The sequence below is a fragment of the Desulfovibrio intestinivivus genome (assembly GCF_053570665.1).
Genome location: NZ_JBRBQT010000001.1, coordinates 2,731,158 through 2,748,953, shown reverse-complemented (window position 1 = coordinate 2,748,953; position 17,796 = coordinate 2,731,158). Strand labels below are relative to the sequence as shown.

The following is a 17,796-nucleotide window of genomic DNA, read 5'->3' as shown; positions in this document are numbered from 1 at the left end:
GCCTGGGGGCATCGCCGCCCAATGCGAAGCACTAAGCGTGTTTTCGCCGTCTAACGCCGGTGCGTGGGCAGAAATGCGCCGGTAGAAAAGGGCTGAAAGGCATGGCCAACAAGACATTCTCGGAAGTTCAGGATTTTTTGAAGGGCAAGGTAATACTGGTAGCTAACCGCGGTATTCCGGCCCGTCGCATTTGTCGTTCCATCCGCGAACGTTTTGACGCGGTAGCGGCAATGACAGCGACTGATGTGGACAAAACGGCCCCTGCGGCCTCAACGGCGCAGGAACTGATGCTGCTCGGGACAGACCCCCGCGCGTATCTGGATATTGACCGCATTATCGACAAAGCCAAACAACGTGGCGTAGTCGGCATTCACCCAGGCTGGGGGTTTGCTTCCGAGGACACGCGCTTTCCGCAGCGCTGCAAAGAGGCGGGCATCACCTTTATCGGCGCGACAGCCGAGGCCATGAACCTGTTGGGCAACAAGGTTCAGGCTCGAGAAGTGGCTCGCAAATTGGGCATTCCTGTTGTGCCCGGCTCTGAAGGAGCCGTGGATATTCCTACCGCCCGCCAGCTTATCAACGAGATCGGGCTGCCCATCATGCTCAAGGCAGAAGGGGGCGGCGGCGGACGCGGTATTTTTGCCATCCATAACGAGGCTGACCTGGAAGATGCCTTTTTCAAGGCTTCCACCATGGCTCAGGCTTCGTTTGGCAATCCGCGCCTGTTTGTGGAAAAGTTCCTTGCCGATGTGCGCCACATTGAAATTCAGGTCATTGCCGATATGTACGGCAACGTGTTCGCCTTTGACGAACGCGATTGCACCGTGCAGCGCAACCACCAGAAACTCATTGAAATCACGCCTTCGCCCTGGCCGGGTATGACCAAGGCCCTGCGCGACAGGCTCAAGGATTATTCCCGCCGCCTGGTTCGCGCCGTGGGCTACCATTCGCTTGCCACGGTCGAATTCCTCGTTACGCCTGACGGTACGCCGTACCTTATTGAAGTTAACACCCGTTTGCAGGTTGAGCACGGCATCACCGAATGCCGCTATGGCATTGACCTTGTGGAAGAGCAGATCGCCGTGGCCTTTGGCGCGGAACTGCGCTACCGCGAAGAAAGCCAGCGTCCTTCGTACTGGGCCATGCAGGTGCGTATCAACTGCGAAAACCCGCAGGACAACTTCGCCCCCAATTCCGGCCTCATTTCGCGCTATGTGTCGCCCGGCGGCCCCGGCGTGCGCCTTGATTCCAACATCAGCGCAGGCTACGAGTTCCCCGCCAACTACGACTCTGCGGGCGCTCTGCTTATTTCGTACGCAACCGACTGGGAAAAGATTCTGGGCATCACTGAACGCGCTTTGAGCGAATATGTGATTGGCGGCATCAAAACCACCATTCCCTTCTTCCGTCAGGTCATCAAGCACCCGCTGTTCAAACAGGGCAACATTAATACCAACTTCATCGCCACGCATCCCGAGCTCATGGTCTACACCGACCTTGCGCCCGAAGGCGAGCGCCTTGCCAAGCTGGTGGCCGAAATTTCGGCCAAGGGCTTCAACCCCTACGTGCAGCTTGGCGAATACCGTTCAAGCTCCACGCCCTGTCTTGGACCTTTTGAGCCAGTGCTGCCTGCCATAAGCACGGCTGCGCGCCGTCAGCCTTCGCCCTATCCGCAGGGCGACCGCATGGCCACGCTGGATTACATCCGTGATTCCGGGCTGGTGCACTTTACCGACACCACTACCCGCGACCTCACGCAGTCCAACTCCGGCAACCGCCTGCGCCTTGCCGAGGACAGACTCATGGGCCCCTACCTTGACAATGCGGGCTTTTTCTCGCTCGAAAACGGCGGCGGGGCGCACTTCCATGTGGCCATGCTGGCCAACATGACCTACCCCTTTACCGAAGCCAAGGAATGGAACCGTTTTGCGCCCAAAACCCTCAAGCAGCTGCTGGTGCGCTCCACCAACGTGCTTGGGTATACGCCGCAGCCGCGCAACCTCATGCTCAAAACGGGCGAAATGATTTGCGACCACTATCAGGTCGTACGTTGCTTCGACTTTTTGAACCATGTGGAAAACATGCGCCCCATTGCCGAAGTGGTCATGGATCGCAAGGACATTATCTTCCAGCCCGCCATTTCCATGTCGTGGGCCAAGGGTTTTGACGTCAAGCACTACCTGGGCGTTACCGAAGCCATGCTGCGCATGGTGGGCGACATCATGGGCGCAAGCCCCAAGGAAGCCTCGCGCCACATCATTCTGGGCCTCAAGGACATGGCCGGCGTTTGCCCGCCGCGCTTCATGGACGAGCTGGTCAAAGCCCTGCGCAAAGCCTGGCCCGAACTTGTGCTGCACTACCACAGGCACTATACAGACGGCTTGTTCGTGCCCTCGTGCGGTGCTGCGGCCAAGGCTGGCGCGCACATCATCGACGTGGGCCTCGGCTCTTCGGTGCGTTCTTATGGTCAGGGCGATGTGCTCGCCACCATGGCCTATATTGAAGACGAACTGGGCCTCAAGTGCAGCCTTGATAAAAACGCCATTCGTGACGCCAACTTCGTCTGCAAGCAGATCATGCCCTATTACGACCGCTACTGTGCGCCGTACTTCCAGGGCATTGACTATGACGTAACGCGCCACGGCATGCCCGGCGGGGCCACTTCCTCCTCGCAGGAAGGCGCCATGAAGCAGGGGTACATTCACCTGCTGCCCTACATGCTCAAGTTCCTTGAAGGCACCCGTCAGATCGTGCGCTATCACGATGTTACGCCCGGCTCGCAGATCACCTGGAACACGGCGTTTCTGGCCGTTACAGGCGCATGGAAGCGGGGCGGCGAAGACGAAGTGCGCTACCTTCTGGAAGTGCTGGGTCAGGTCACCCGCACCCCTGAAAAAGAACTTACGGACGAAATGCGCCGGGCGCGCCTGAACATCTATCAGGACTGCAACGACGCCTTCCGCAACCTGCTTCAGGGCAAGTTCGGCAAACTGCCGCTCGGCTTCCCGGCTGACTGGGTCTATCAGAGCGCCTTCGGCTCTGACTGGAAGAGCGCCATGGCGGCCCGCACCGAGACTTCGCCCCTTGAATCGCTGGCAGAAGTGAACCTTGCAGCCGAAGAAAAGGCCTGCACCGAAATTCTGAAGCGTAAGCCCAACGATGAAGAATTCGTGCTGTACCTTAACCATCCGGCGGACGCGCTCAAGACCATCCAGTTCAAGTCCAAGTTCGGCGACCCCAACAACCTGCCTTTGCACGTATGGTTCGAGGGGCTGAAAGTCGGCCAGGATCTGTACTTCAACGACAGCAGCGGCAAGCCCCACCACCTCTTGCTGCTCAGCATATCCAACCCCAACGAGGCGGGCATCTCCATCTGCCGTTACGTGCTCGACTCCGAATTCATGAGCTGCGAGGTTCAGGTTCGTCAGCCTTCGGGCAACGGTGCAAAGAGCACGCTTATGGCCGATACGGCCAACAAGTATCACGTGGCCGCGCCGAGCAACGGCGACTTGTGGGTCATGTATGTGCATCCCGGTGATGTGGTCAAAGCGGGCGAAGAGCTCTTTAACGTTTCCATCATGAAGCAGGAAAAGGCCGTTCTGGCCCCCATTGACGGCATGGTGAAACGTGTGCTCAAAACCGCCGACTTTAAAGAAAACAAGCAAATGGTTTCGGTCAGAGAAGGTGAGCTTATTGTGGAGCTGGGGCCTGTGCCGCGCATATGCGGCAATGAGGCCTGCGGCCAGCCCATTCCTATGGATAACATCGCATTCTGCCCCTATTGCGGTGTGCGCGTAAGTTAATTACTACGCTCACTACTGGAATTTGTGGACAGTTCCTTAATGGCGATATACAATTTCCAAGGTTGTAAAGCTTCTGTTTCCCAAACCGGAGGAAGACATGGCTAAGATTCCCGCCGCCAAACCTGCGCAGAACAAACCCAAGGGCGCCGCGCCCGAGGCAGTTCAGAAAAAACTGGTGCTTGATGGCGCCGAAATTGTGCAGATTGGTCCCGAAGCGGAGTTGCTTGTTGGTGGTAAGAACTACAACACAGCCCTGATCAGTCAGATCCAGGGCATTCAGGCGCCCCATTTTCGCGCCATCTCATCCATTGCCTTTCATCATCTGCTTGATGAAACAAAGGTTAATGGGCGTGTGGTACGCAGCGTGGTGGACCGTGAATACGGGCGCATTGACTGGAACGACCCCGAAATCAACCAGGATCCGGACTTCTTGCAGAAGTTCGTGCGCCAGCTCGGCAAGCAGATTCATCAGGCCGCGCTGGCGGAAGGCGAGCAAACCAATACCAAGCTGCGCACCTTTATCAATAATATAGTCGAAGGTTTCGCCACCTCCCCCGAGGGCATCGACCAGTTGCGCAAGCGCTCGGTCATGGTGCAGGCAGCCATTTTGTCTGTTGAAGTGCCGCACGATGTTGCGGAAGCCGTGCGCGGCGCATACCGCGACATCTGCCGCGAAAACGAAGACGACATGACCCCCGTGGCCGTGCGTTCTTCCGCTGCAGGCGAAGACTCGCGCAAGAAGGCCTTTGCCGGTCTGCAGGATACCTACCTGAACATGGTGGGTGAAGACAAAGTAGTGGAAGCCTACCATTGGGACTGTTCCTCTGCCTACAATCTGCGCTCCATGACCTACCGCCGCGAGGCCATCCTTGATGCTCTGGCCAAGGCCGAAGAAACCGGCGATGAGAGCATTGCTGAAAACGCCAAGCTTGAGTGGGCCATTGAGCACACCTCGCTTTCTGTCTGCATGATGCAGATGATCAATCCCGTGATTTCCGGTACGGCCTTTTCTGCCGATACCGCCACGGGCTGCCGCGGCACAGACCGCCGCGAACTGGTCAGCATCGACGCCAGCTACGGCCTCGGCGAGGCTGTGGTAGGCGGCAAGGTGACGCCTGACAAGCTTTATGTCTTCCAGCGCGATGACGGCGGCGAAGTTGTGATCCGCCAGATGGGCTGCAAGGACATGAAGATCGTCTATGACGAACGTGGCGGCACCCGTGAAGTGGAAGTTTCTGAGCTTGAGGCTCTGCGCTGGGCGCTTTCGCTCAGCCAGGCCGAACGCGTAGCCCAGGGTGTGCGCTCCGTCAGCAAGGCTTACGGCGGCATCATCATGGATACGGAATTCTGCATTGACGCCAACGACAAGCTCTGGTTCGTCCAGGCGCGGCCCGAAACCCGCTGGAACGATGACCTTGAGCTGCACCCCCATACCATCTTCATGCGCCGCCGCGAGGTAGATGCCAAAGCCGCCGCCGAAGCCGAAGTGCTGGTGGAAGGCAATGGCGCTTCACGCGGGGCTGGTCAGGGTACGGTGCGCTTTTTGCGCTCCGCCCTTGAACTGAACAAGATCGCCAAGGGCGATGTGCTTGCCGCCGAACGCACCGACCCGGACATGGTGCCGGGCATGCGCGTGGCCTCGGCCATTATGGCCGATGTGGGCGGCGACACGAGCCACGCGGCCATTACCTCGCGCGAGCTTGGCATTGCCGCCATTATTGGCATTCAGCGACTTGACATACTGCGTGCGCTCGACGGCGCGGAAGTGACCGTTGACGGCACACGCGGCAAGGTCTATCGCGGCCTTTTGCCCCTGCACCTTGTGGGCGGCGAAATGGATCTCTCCAAGCTGCCCCTTACCAAGACCAAGGTCGGCCTTGTGCTGGCCGATGTGGGTCAGGCGCTGTTCCTCTCCCGTCTGCGCAACTTCCCCCAGTTTGAAGTGGGCCTGCTGCGCGCGGAATTCATGCTTGGCAACATCAGCATCCATCCGCAGGCACTGGAAGCTTTTGACAACGGCGAACTGGAAAATGTGGTGCACAGCAAGCTGAAAGAGCTTGAAAACCGCCTTTCCAAGGTGCTGCGCGAGCAGATGGCTGCCGGGCTGATCGTGTTCAACTTCAACCTGCGCGAATACGTGGGCGAAGTGACCGGCCTTGCCGCAGAGGTTGAAGCCTTTGCCGAAGCGAGCAAGAGCCTGAATGCGGAAGAAGTGCTGATGCAGCACCGCAAAATGCGCGAACTGGATCACAAGGTTGACCAGCACCTCGAAATGGCCTCGCGCCGTATTGAAGTGCTCAAGACCTCCAATGATCTGGCCGACCATGTTCGCATCATCATGGGTTACGATGACGCTCTGGCCCTGCTGAATCCGGCTGACCCCGAATCCGCCAAGCGTGTTGCCGAAATCGAAGCCACTGTTGAAGAACATGTGCGCCGCATCAAGGATCTGCCCGCAGTCACCAAGTTGATGGACAACATCAACCATCTGCGTGAAGAAGTGAGCCTGCGCTCCGGCCTGAAAAAGGAAATGGACGACCTGCGCAACCTGACGGACAAAATTCGCGGCATCATCAAGTCCCGCGGCTTCCGTACCGGCAAGGAGCATTACGTTCAGACCCTGGCCCAAAACCTGGCCCTCTTTGCCATGGCCTTCTACGGCAAGCCCATCACGTACCGCACAACCGACTTCAAGAGCAACGAATACCGCAATCTGCTGGGCGGCAGCCTCTTTGAACATACCGAAGACAACCCCATGCTTGGCTATCGCGGCGTTTCCCGTAATATCCATGATTGGGAAATTGAAGCCTTCAAGCTGGCCCGCGGCGTATACGGCGGCTCCAACCTGCGCATGATGCTGCCCTTTGTGCGCACTCTGGAAGAAGCCCGCTCCATGCGCAGCTACCTTGAGCAGGTTCACAAGCTCAAGAGCGGTCAGGACGGCCTGAAGATCATCCTCATGTCCGAGCTGCCTTCCAACGCCATTCTGGCCAAGCAGTTCATCTCCGAGTTTGACGGCTTCTCCATCGGCTCCAACGACATGACCCAGATGGTGCTGGCGACAGACCGCGACAACTCGCGCCTGTCCCACATCTATGACGAGGAAGATCCCGCTGTTATCTGGGCCATCCTTGTCAGCATATTCACCGGGCAAAAGTACGCCAAGAAGGTGGGCTTCTGCGGTCAGGGCGTGTCCAACAGCATCATCCTGCGCGGCCTGGTCGCCATTGCGGGTATTACCTCCGCCTCGGTGGTGCCCGATACCTACTACCAGACCGTGTTCGACATCGCCTCTGTGGAAGGGGAAAACCATTCTGCAGCCGACCTCGGCAAGTGGCTTGCCGCCCAACACCACAAGCGCCTTGCCGATCTGATGGAAAAGACCGGTTACGGTCATATCCTCAAGAAGTACAAGGAACCGCAGGATATTCAGGAATGGTACGAGGGCGAGTTGCAGCGTCGGCACGAGCAGTTCCGCGAGCACCTCGACACCCCCAAGGAAGCCTTCTACCGCGCTGAATTGCAGAGCTTCCGTTCCACTTTCCACAAGCCCGTGATCTACGCCACCTGGAACTGGAACGAGACGGTTGAGGATGCCCTGCATCACTCCGGCTTCCAGAACTTCGAGGAGCAGGCCAAGGCTCTGGAATACTCCCGCACGGTCAACGACTAGCGCAAGCCGGTCACTGCCGACTGATACACCAAGGCCCGGATCTCAGGATTCGGGCCTTTTCGCATACAGCGGAATGGGTGACGCAATCTCTGGCTTCAAAAAACTTTTTCTGCTTGCAGGAGAATCGTATGCGCATGTGGATGTTACCCCCTGAAGGCATGTGCCGCAAACATTTGCTGGGCGAACACGTGGAACTGCATATGCTTCTTGGCAGCATGCGGCGCGGCAAGAGTATTGAGGGTTTTCTTTCTGGCGGATTGGTTGACCCGCAGCAACTTTTTGCGAGGCATGAGGAACTTGTAACAGAGATGACCCGGCGTGGATTCAAACACACATCATCCATTGATGCGTGTGAATGTGTTTCTCTGGCTGCCCAGTATGCAGGCCGCACCTCCATCAGCATTGCTGCCAATGCCGCTGAATTGCGCCGCAGGTGCCCTGACTGCGCCCACTTAATGCCAGCGAAAAACGCCCCAACACAATCAAAAAACACAATTCCAGTCGGATGATTACGGGACAGATATCGCGCGCCATCAACGCAATATTTTACTGTAGCGCACGAAAAAGCCGGGCCTGGAAATCCAGACCCGGCTTTGCATTTTCAGGCAGGGTAGAGCGTTAGCTCTTGATGCTGAAATTGAGCTTGCTCTGCATGTTCTGCACGCTCTTGCTCAGGGTGCTCATGGCGTCGTCAAATTCCTTTTGCAGGCTGTCCATGAGTTCATGCACCGAGATAATCTTGTTCACGCGCGCCACGTTGGCACCGCAAAAGGCAAAGCCGCGTTCAAGATTGCCCCTCATGGCGTTGATGAGCGCCTGGGCGATGCAATAGGGCGTTTTTTCCTGTTCGCAGGTATGCACACAGTGGAACACGCACTTGAAAGGCTTTTTCTTGCCCTCGCGCGAGGCAGTGATGAATTCATTGCCAAGAGCGCGGCCAGGCATGCCCACCGGGCTTTTGATAATGGTGATGTCTTCATCGCGCGCCGTGAGGTAGCTCTGCTTGAAGCGGTCATCAGCATCGCATTCGTGGGTGGCCACAAAGCGGGTACCCATCTGCACGCCGGAAGCGCCAAGCTCGAGGAACTTCATGATGTCAGCGCCGGAATAGACGCCGCCAGCGGCAATAACAGGCACAGCACGACCACACTTGTCTTCCATGGCCTTGGCGGCCTCAACCACCTGCGGCACCAGAACTTCAAGCGAATGGTTGGGATCTTGCAGTTCCTCAGCCTTGAAACCGAGGTGGCCGCCAGCCTTGGGGCCTTCAACCACAAAGGCGTCAGGCGTGTAACCAAAGCGCGAAGCCCATTTTTTGGCGATTACCGTGGCCGCTCTGGCTGAAGAAACAATGGGAACCAGTTTGGTTTTGAATTCTTCTTTCTTTTCCTCGCACACCTGCAACAGGTGATGCGGCATGTCGAGGGGAAGGCCAGCGCCTGAAAAGATGATGTCCACCTTGTTTTCAACGGCGGTGCGCACCATCTGGCTGAACGTGGTAAGCGCCACCATCAGGTTGACGCCAATAATACCGTTGCTGAGTTCGCGGGCTTTCAATATTTCATTGCGCAGGGCGCGCAGATTGGCTGTAAGGGGATCCTTGGCCACATCGGGTTCTTTCATGCCGATCATGGCCCCGGCGATGACGCCGATACCACCCTGATTGGCAACAGCCGACGCCAGCCCGGAAAGCGAAATGCCCACGCCCATGCCACCCTGAACTACAGGGATTTTAGCCGTGAGATCACCTATCTTGAGTGCGGGAAAAGACATTGCAAGACCTCCGTCCTGTCCGTAAGCAGGGTGTCATTTTGCATCGTTTCGATTTCAAACGACATACCTATGTTTGCCGGGAAGCATAGCTGGTAATTTCACAAGACGCAACAATCATCTTTATAATATGTATTCCGGCCCGTTATCCTGCACACAATGAAGCATAGGGGCACCAGTCGCAATGACGGTCTGGACGCGCCGTAAACGACGGCGCATGGCGCATGTGCAGCAATACAAGAGAAAGCGCCGCATGGCAGTATCCAATGGCCTCCGCCAGGTCTTCATCCACCAGCCCGCCAAAAAGGGGATACTCCCTGCCAGCATCGCGCAATTCAACCAGCGCGGCGTCGCCAACCGGGCCAAGGCCGCTGCCCACAGCCATGCTCACATAGCAGGGCAATTGCAGGCTGGGCAGCCGGGGCCGCAGCTCTTCAAAGAGGGTATCCATATCTTCAAGCATCTGGGCGTCCGGCTCATATTCGCCGCCCACCTGCGTCTGGCGCAAGGCCTCAAAAAGGCTCTCAGTACGCCTGAAATAAAGGATGTCGCCCCACAAGCTTCCATCATGTAATTTAAGGCTGCCTGTCTTGTAGTCAAGGATGTGCAGCAGGTCATCGCGCCGGTCAATGCGATCCATTATGCCCCTGAAGGAATATTCACCGCCAGCCAGCGACAGCGTGGCCTTGAGTTCTTCCTCCAACGCAACAATGATTGTGCTGTCGGGCTGATTGTCCAGAAAACGATTCAAACGCACAGGGGCGGCTTCTTCCAGCATGAGGCAGCTGTCCGGCGGCAAAATGCGGCGCAGGTCGGCCTTTTCAAGCTCCTCATGAAAACGCGCAAGCATGGTGTCGCGGCTGATATCGCCCCGGCGTACCTCTTTATTGAGATACGGTTCATACAGCGCGTGCAGCGTATCGTGAACGCAGGTACCCACGGCTGCGGGGTCGTCGCCTTCGTTGACTTCCTTCGGTGGCTGCAAGCCGCAGAGGTACTGCCAGGCAAAGCGCAGAGGGCACTGTTGGTAAACATCCAGCCGGGTAGGTGAAAGCGGTTTTTGCAGAAGGGCCAGCATGGCCTCGTGCAGGGCCTCTGTGCGGGGCAGGCTTTTGGGCGCGGCAGGGGTGCTGCGCACCACGCAACGAGCCATGCCCAGCGGCTCCTGACCGGGCACAAGCAGCTCGCCACGGCGCTGTTCTTCTTCCCACAGCAGTTGCTCCACAAAGCGGCTGCGGCTTTTTTTGCCGTCAAAGAGCGCAGAGCGGCTGATGCCCTCCTGCCAGAAAAAGCGTACCTCCTTCGCCCCGGCGCAGAGCCGGTACAGCGTGTGGGCTGTGGCGCGTTCGCGCCTGCGAGCATCGGGCAGGCCAAGCACCTGCCGCAGGGAATCGGGCAGCAGGGGATCCTGCGCAGGGTTGCCGGGCAGCTTGTCGTCCGTGGCGTCCACAATAAGTACCCTGTCAAAGTGCAGCAGGCGCGTTTCAAGCATGCCCAGCACCTGCAAGCCCGTGAGCGGCTCCGCCTCAAACGGTACCCGCTCCTGTTGCAGCACCTCGCGCACTATGCCGTGCAACACGCTGGTGGGAAAGGGCGTCTGCGCGAGGCAGTTTTGCCGCAACACAGGGGCCGCATGGCGGGCAAGGCGGTACATGGCCTCCGCATCCAACGGAAAATGCCGCCACATGTCGCCGCCGTTGCGCAGCAGAAAATCGCAGATGTTTTGCAGGCACAGGGCCATGCCCTCGGTGGTGTCAACCAGCCCCGGCTGGCGCACCAGCATATTAAGCGTGGCTTCAAAAAGCTCAAAAAGCGCAGGATGCATGCCCGGGGCGCACTCCCGCGCAACCTCGTCCATATCCACAAACCGGGCCCCGCCGCGAATCATGCCCTCAATGCGGCGCAAGACCTCGCGCAAATAAAGGGGCGTTGCGCTGCCGTCATCCACGCGCAGCAGGTTCAGGTAGGGGTGCCGCAGGCACTGGAGCAGGTTGCGCCAGTAATAGCGGCCATCTTCCGTCCTGTTTTCCTGCAATTGCAGTAAAGCCTCAAGCAGACGGTTGAGGGGCGAACGTTCCAGCGGATAGCCCATGGAAACGTTGACATCCTTGTTGGGCAAATGGTGCAGCACGGGCATGAGCAGGGCGCTGTCTGTGAGCACAACCGCCGTAGAAAGCCCGTCAGACGCGGATATGCCGCTGTCCCCGTTTTCTGCCCCATTGCCGGCCCTGCTGGCATCGCTATGCGGCACGGACAGTTCTTCATGCAATGCTTTAAGTTGTGAATGGCAATCATACCCGGCAAAAAAAGATATGCGCGGCTTATGCGCGGCCTCGGCGTCCGTGGGCTCCACAGCAAGGCGAGCAGTGGCCTTCCAGCGGCGCAGCCACGCAGCCTGCGCGTCACATGCCCAGTGCGGTGCTGTGCCCAGAGCCAGCGCCGGGTCTGCATGCAGGCATATCTGCCCGCCTGCCTGCCACAGCCTGTGCAGCAGGGCTTCCTCACTGCCGGTTAGCAGCGAAAATCCGGCCATCACAACGGGGCGGTCATCTGCGGGCGTAAAAAAGCGGGGCAGGGCAAGTCCGTCTTCGCTGACGGTAAAGGCGTCCAATCCCGGTGTCGTCCAGCGGCGAGCCTCCAGCGCGGCCACATAGGCCTTGCCGATGCGCCCCAGAGCGCCCAGCAGGGCAGCCGCAGGGCCGGAAACCTCCTGCTCCACATGGCTGAGATCCACAGCAGCCACACGCTGGCCCAGCATTTCTTCCAGCAGGTTTGAGAGCCGCAAGCCCCAAGGCAGAAAGTGCGCCATGTCCATGCGGGCAAAACGTGCGGCAAGGCCCTCGTCATCCTGCGCGAGGCCCATAACGCACTGGTGCAGCAGGGCGACCCTGTCCAGCACGTTGGCAGTGTGCAGAGGATCTGCGCTGGTTTGCGAGCGCCAGGCCGAAATCACATCCGCCAGGGTCATGACCTTGGGCAGCAAACCCTGATAGCCTTCTTCCGCATAGAGCTTGGTAAGGTAACGCCAGGGCCGGTTGTGGGGCACGATCAGCAGGGTTGCGCCAGCCCGCCCCTTGCCAATCCTGGTCAGAAAGGCTTTTAGGTCGGGCAGAAAGGGCCGCTGCCAGGGAAAAACAAGAATCGGCGATGCGCTCATGCCTGAGCCTCCGTGGCGGGCAAAAGATCGCTGCAACGCTCGGCAAAGGCCGAAACGCCGTGCGCTTCCACAAGCTGAAACCGCCGTAAATCAAGGTACACCAGCAGGCCGCGCGCACTGCCGGGGGCGCAGTCGTTCCCGGCTTCCAGGCAGGCAAGGTAGGTCTGTAGCTGCGCCACATGGTCGGCTTCGGGCTGGCCGCTTTTATAATCAAGCACCAGCGGCCCCCACGGTTCATGCACCAGCAAATCCATGCGCAGCAAGTGCCCCTCGGCGTCCATGAGCGAATGTTCGGGCCAGCCCGCTTGCAGCCAGCGAGCCGCCTGCGGCTGCGAGGCAAACCATTGCAGCGCCGCAACGGCATTTTCCCGCAACGCGGCCTCGTCCGGCACAGGCAGGGAAAAATGCCCAAGCCCGAAGTTCAGCGCAGCCTGCGCGTCCGCCTGCGGATTGCCCGTTATGTGCAGATGCTCAAGGCACAGATGCAGGAAACTGCCCCTGTCTTCTGCGCGAAAGCTGAATCCTGCCAGAGGATTACGAAAAATTTTGAGGCGCGGCAGCCACTGCATGGGCCGCCAGGCGGGGTCGGCAAAGCCAGCGGAATCCGCAGCATCCGGGGCTTCAGCAATGCTCCGGGCGGCATCCGCAGAAGCAACGTCTTCCTCGCCTTCCGGGCTTTCCGCAACATCCGGCTTGCTGCCCCAGGGGGCCGCGGCAGAAGTCCTCGCAGCGCTTGCAACCGGGGCGGCATCGTGCGCGGCTGGCTCCTCGCCCACGGTGTAGGGGGCTGTGAACCCGGCCTGTTCCATAAGCATATCCAGCACGTCACTGGTAGAGCCGCGCCCGCCCACGGTGCTGGTGCGCAGCACGTAGAGCGCATCGCGCGCACGGGTAAAGGCCACATAGAGCAGGTGGACGTTTTCGCGGCACTGGCGGGCAAGCTCCTGATGATAGGGCGCACCCAGATGCTTTCTGTTGCCCACGGCAAGGCGCAGGCCTTCGCGCTCGACCATCACGGTTTCATTGCCCATGCGGGCGCGCAGGTCTGTCCACGGCACAATGACCACAGGGGCTTCCAGGCCTTTGGATTTGTGGATGGTCATAACGCGCACTGCATCCATGTTTTCGGGCATGGGCACCTTTTCTTCGCCGCTTTTGGCGCGCCAGTGCTCCAGAAATGTGGGCAGGGTGGCAAGGCCCTTTTCTTCCGCGCTGTGCAGCACTTCCATGAAGCGCCGCAAAAAGGTCTCCGCCTCCGGATAGCGCCGCTCCACATCCAGCCGGGCAAACCATTCAAGCGTCATGTCATAGGGCGTCATGAGGCCGGATTGACTGTGGAACGGGGCAAGCAGCCTCTGCCAGATTTCAGGCCAGCGCCTTTTGAACCGCTGGAACAGCGGCCCGCCCTTGGATGCGGCGCACCAGCCCGCGATGTCCTCGTGCGCAAGAGCCGCAGCTTCGGGATGCTCCCTGAAAATGCTGCCGCACACAAGGCTCATAAAGGCGATGTCGTCCTCAGGATTATCAAGAAAGGAGAGCAGGGCCACGGCCTGCACCACCAGCGGATGCGCGGCAAGCCGCAGGCTGTTTTCTGTAATCACAGGGATATTTTCACGGATCAGCCTGTCGGCCACAAGGGTGGCCTTGCCGTTGCTGCGCACGAGAATGAGCACATCGGCCCAGGGATGGTGTGGCTCAATATCTTCATGCAACAGGGTGCAGAGGCGTTCAAGCACATCTTCGCCCAGAGCCTCGGCATCCACGGAAAGGATGGTTTCCACGCGTACAAAGCCGCCCTCGCGGGCGTTTTCAGGGCATTGCTGCTCCGTGCCCTCAAAGGCGCGCACAAGGCCCTGAGCGGCCTGCCCGCAGATTTCCGGCGGGGTGCCCGAGGGCAAAAGGGCGGCCATGACCTTTGCGGCCATGTCCGGCTGCGCCAAGGGGCCGAAAATACCATTGTTATGCTGTACAATTTCGCGGCGGCTGCGCCAGTTGTAGGGCAGATTATCGCGCTGGCCGTCAGGCGCGAGGGCTGTGAGGCCCGCATCGTCAAACACGCCGTCAAACAGCTCCGGTTCGCCCCCACGCCAGCCGTAAATGGACTGCTTGACGTCACCCACCCAGGTGAGGGAGCCGCCGCGCGAGAGCGCTTCTTCTACAAGGGGACGCAACGCGTACCATTGCTCGCGGCTGGTATCCTGAAATTCATCCACCAGAAAATGCGTGAGGCGCGAGCCCATGCGGCACAGGGCCTCGGGCACGCCGTTGTCGCTTTCAAGCACCTGCCGCGCCATGTGCGGAATCAGCAGGCCCGGCAGGCTGCCTTCCTGCCGTTGGTTTTGCACAAAGGCCTGCACAAGGGTGCGCGCCAGCAAGAGCACGGGGGCAAGCCCCACAGCCTGACGCAGTAGAGGAGCGGTATCCGCCAGAACCCCGGCTGCTCGGGCAAAGGCCTCGTAGGCTTTTTGCACCTCATCGCTAACAACGGGCTTTTTCAAAAACAGGTCGGACGCGCTGGCCTTGCTCAGGTATGCCGAAGTCTTGCACTGCCCGGCGGCAATGGCTTCCACAGCCGCGAGGGCGTTTTTGCTGAAATTGAGCCCGCTGGCAGCCGCAGCGGCCAGAAAGATATTGGCATGGGTAACGGCCATGCTCTCCACTTCGCTCAGCCGTTTGTGCAGGGTTTCTGTGGGCGAAATGTCTTCAAAGCGCCCGAGCAGCACGTCATCCAACAGGCCGCGCAACTGGTTGAGCAGCTTTTCGCCCGCAAGAAAGCCCGTGCTGTTCTCCCGCCAGGCCATGGCCCGATAGACCTCGCGCAGCAGGGAGCGCATGGTTTCATCGCCCTGCCATGCGCGTTCAAGCAATACATCAAGGTAGGGAGTGAGCACTTCTTCAGTCGCAAAGACAGGTTGAAAATCCGGGTGCAGATCAAGCTCAAGCGCTGCCGCGCGCACAATGAGGTGCAGCAGGCTGTCGATCGTGCGGATGTTCAGCGCGCCCATATCGCGCATGATCACATCCACCCAGCGGGAGGCCTGCTCGGGCGATAGCGCAAGCCCGCCCATGGGCTGCCCGAGGGCCGCGCTCTTGAGCTGCCGGATAACGCGGTCGCGCATTTCAGTAGCAGCGGCATTGGTAAAGGTAATGGCGAGGATGTCGCCCCAGCCGCAGCGGCCCCCCGGCAAAAGCACGCAGGCCGAGGAGGCAGAAGCGCTCGCGGGCGGCCCGCTCTGCACCAGCCTTTGCAGAAAACAATGCGTCAATTCATAGGTCTTGCCAGAACCGGCAGAGGCCTTGACCTGTCGGAGATGCTTCATGCTGCCGGTTACGCCGGGGGCAGCATGCCCTTCAGCATGCCCTGACCGGTGGATTCAAGCACAGCCCGCCACAGGTCTGAATAGATGTTGAGCTTGCGGCGCTTGCGGGTCACAAGTTCCAGCGGCAGATGCACGTAACGATCCTGAATTTTGCCCACCACCATGTCTGTGCGTCCGGCCATGGCGGCATGCACTGCGTACTGGCCCAAAAATCCGCAATAGACCTTGTCGTTGGCGTTGGCCGGGATGGAGCGGATGATATAGCTCGGGTCAATGTATTTCAACGAATGCTCAATGCCGCGCGCGCCAAGATAGGAACTGATATTCTTGCGCAGCAGGTCGGCCACATCACCAAGCACGGGGTTGCCCGAGACATCCTTGGCGGCGTGATTTTCCATAAGATGCTGGCCTGCGCCCTCGGCTGCCACAATCACGGCATGCCCGCGCGAGCGTAGGCGTTCTTCCAGCGCGGGCAAAAGCCCGCCCTCGCCCTCAAGGGCAAAGGGAGCCTCGGGAATGAGCACAAAGTTCACTTCTTTGAGGGCCAGAGCCGCGCGCGCGGCGATAAAGCCCGATTCCCGCCCCATCAGCTTGACAAGGCCAATGCCGTTGGGCACGCCGCAGGCCTCGGTATGTGCGCATTCAATGGCCTCCGTGGCCTTGAAGGCGGCTGTTTCAAAGCCGAACGACTGGGGAATGAAGTTGATGTCGTTATCAATGGTTTTGGGGATGCCGATGACGGATATCTTGAGCCCGCGCGCCTGCACCTCGCTGCTGATGGCAAGAGCGGCCTTCATGGTGCCGTCGCCGCCAATGACAAAGAGAGCGTTGACGTTGCTGCGTTCAAGGTTATCCACAATTTCCTCGGCAGGCTGCGGCCCGCGTGAGGAACCAAGCATGGTGCCGCCAAAACGGTGAATGTCCGCCACGCTCGAAGGCGTAAGCTCAAAGGGAGCATGCCCGTACTTGGGAATAAAACCCTCAAGCCCGTAGGCGATGCCCAGAATGGAGGGCACGTTGTAGGCGTGGAAGGCCTCCATCACAATGGCGCGGATGACATCGTTGATGCCGGGGCAAAGCCCGCCGCAGGTCACGATGGCGCACTTGGCGCGGGTGGTGTCAAAATAGAGTTTTTTGCGCGGGCCAGCGGCCTCAAGGCATACGCTGAAGGGCGCGTTCACTTCTTCCGACAGTTCTTCATCCACAACAATCTGCACGGTCTTGTTGTCTGCCCATGTGCGGTAGGGCAGCACAGAATCAAGCTTGCAGGGGCCAAGTGTGCGGATTTCCGTTTCGAGCGAACATTCTTGCATGGTGCAGCCTCGGCTGTTTTGGAGCTATTTGCTTAAACCAAGTTCCGCCGCATTGGCGCGCATGGCTTCGATGGACAGAGCCAGAAAAGCATCAAGCTCAAGCCCGGCCTCGGCGCACTGGCGGATGTTGTCGCGGCACACGCTGGCCGCAAAGGCTTTATCCTTCATCTTTTTCTTTATACTTTTAACTTCCATGCCTTCCATGCCCGTGGGGCGCATGAGCGCAGCGGCAGAGATAAGCCCGGTGACGGTTTCGCCGCAGCGTAGGGCGTAATCAAAGCGCGAGGCTGGGCCAGCCGCGCCGTTCATTTCCGCATTATGGGCGCGAATGGCCGTAAGGGCCTCATCCGGCAACTGGCCAGCCAGCATTTCTGCTGTGTCCAGCCCGTGCCGCGCGGCGTTTTCCGCCGTGGCGGGGTAGTCGAGGTCGTGCAAAAGGCCCGTGAGGCCCCAGAGGTCTTCATTTTCGCCAAAATGTTGGGCAAGGGCGCGCATTATGGCCTCGGAGGCCAGGGCATGCTGCAACAGGGAAGGCGGTGTTTTTTGCTCGGCCAGCAGGGTGAGGGCCGATTGACGTTCTATCATGGCAAGTACTCCCTTATGTTTAAAAATGTAAATCAGGCAACCCGGCTTTGCAAGCCGCGCGAGGGTGAACGGCCGATGCGCAGCCGTAGCCCGACCCGCAGCCCAGTTGACAGCAAGGCATTAATGACGGAAAAGAATCTTTTCGGAATACATATTCCACTACCTTTGCCGAAGC

Annotated in this window: 8 protein-coding genes; 3 read left to right on the top strand and 5 right to left on the bottom strand. The window is 59.2% G+C overall.

Features of this window, described 5'->3' with window-relative positions; all coding sequences use genetic code 11:
• Positions 1 to 101: 101 nt before the first annotated feature.
• The 3 genes from ACUZ9P_RS11810 to ACUZ9P_RS11800 all read left to right on the top strand — a co-directional run bounded on the left by ACUZ9P_RS11810 (position 102) and on the right by ACUZ9P_RS11800 (position 7,985).
• On the top strand, positions 102 to 3,803 hold the full coding sequence (locus ACUZ9P_RS11810) for a pyruvate carboxylase (protein ID WP_449249850.1): 3,702 nt from the start codon (positions 102 to 104) through the stop codon (positions 3,801 to 3,803).
• A gap of 97 nt (positions 3,804 to 3,900) precedes the next feature.
• Complete coding sequence (locus ACUZ9P_RS11805) at positions 3,901 to 7,476, top strand: PEP/pyruvate-binding domain-containing protein (protein ID WP_449249849.1); 3,576 nt, start codon at positions 3,901 to 3,903, stop codon at positions 7,474 to 7,476.
• A 128-nt stretch (positions 7,477 to 7,604) separates the two neighbouring features.
• On the top strand, positions 7,605 to 7,985 hold the full coding sequence (locus tag ACUZ9P_RS11800; RefSeq protein WP_449249848.1) for a pyrimidine dimer DNA glycosylase/endonuclease V: 381 nt from the start codon (positions 7,605 to 7,607) through the stop codon (positions 7,983 to 7,985).
• Between the two features lie 109 nt (positions 7,986 to 8,094).
• On the opposite strand, the gene ACUZ9P_RS11795 is transcribed toward ACUZ9P_RS11800, so the two are convergent.
• From ACUZ9P_RS11795 to ACUZ9P_RS11775, 5 genes are all read right to left on the bottom strand, one after another.
• A complete protein-coding gene (locus ACUZ9P_RS11795; protein WP_022658824.1) occupies positions 8,095 to 9,249 on the bottom strand; it encodes an NAD(P)H-dependent flavin oxidoreductase in 1,155 nt (384 codons plus the stop codon).
• 142 nt (positions 9,250 to 9,391) lie between these two features.
• On the bottom strand, positions 9,392 to 12,403 hold the full coding sequence (locus ACUZ9P_RS11790; RefSeq protein ID WP_449249847.1) for a PD-(D/E)XK nuclease family protein: 3,012 nt from the start codon (positions 12,401 to 12,403) through the stop codon (positions 9,392 to 9,394).
• Positions 12,400 to 15,723: a UvrD-helicase domain-containing protein gene (locus ACUZ9P_RS11785; RefSeq protein ID WP_449249846.1), complete on the bottom strand. Its 3,324-nt coding sequence runs from the start codon at positions 15,721 to 15,723 to the stop codon at positions 12,400 to 12,402. Before ACUZ9P_RS11785 ends, ACUZ9P_RS11790 begins: the two co-directional genes overlap by 4 nt.
• A gap of 8 nt (positions 15,724 to 15,731) precedes the next feature.
• A complete protein-coding gene (locus tag ACUZ9P_RS11780; protein ID WP_298993730.1) occupies positions 15,732 to 17,036 on the bottom strand; it encodes an ATP-dependent 6-phosphofructokinase in 1,305 nt (434 codons plus the stop codon).
• 24 nt (positions 17,037 to 17,060) lie between these two features.
• A complete protein-coding gene (locus ACUZ9P_RS11775) occupies positions 17,061 to 17,621 on the bottom strand; it encodes an HD domain-containing protein (RefSeq protein WP_449249845.1) in 561 nt (186 codons plus the stop codon).
• Positions 17,622 to 17,796 lie beyond the last annotated feature (175 nt).

Excerpts from the sequence above, each read along its gene's own strand:
- ACUZ9P_RS11810 (WP_449249850.1), top strand. The coding sequence starts at position 102 with ATGGCCAACAAGACATTCTCGGAAGTTCAGGATTTTTTGAAGGGCAAG.
- ACUZ9P_RS11805 (WP_449249849.1), top strand. The coding sequence starts at position 3,901 with ATGGCTAAGATTCCCGCCGCCAAACCTGCGCAGAACAAACCCAAGGGC.
- ACUZ9P_RS11800 (WP_449249848.1), top strand. The coding sequence starts at position 7,605 with ATGCGCATGTGGATGTTACCCCCTGAAGGCATGTGCCGCAAACATTTG.
- ACUZ9P_RS11795 (WP_022658824.1), bottom strand. The coding sequence starts at position 9,249 with ATGTCTTTTCCCGCACTCAAGATAGGTGATCTCACGGCTAAAATCCCT.
- ACUZ9P_RS11790 (WP_449249847.1), bottom strand. The coding sequence starts at position 12,403 with ATGAGCGCATCGCCGATTCTTGTTTTTCCCTGGCAGCGGCCCTTTCTG.
- ACUZ9P_RS11785 (WP_449249846.1), bottom strand. The coding sequence starts at position 15,723 with ATGAAGCATCTCCGACAGGTCAAGGCCTCTGCCGGTTCTGGCAAGACC.
- ACUZ9P_RS11780 (WP_298993730.1), bottom strand. The coding sequence starts at position 17,036 with ATGCAAGAATGTTCGCTCGAAACGGAAATCCGCACACTTGGCCCCTGC.
- ACUZ9P_RS11775 (WP_449249845.1), bottom strand. The coding sequence starts at position 17,621 with ATGATAGAACGTCAATCGGCCCTCACCCTGCTGGCCGAGCAAAAAACA.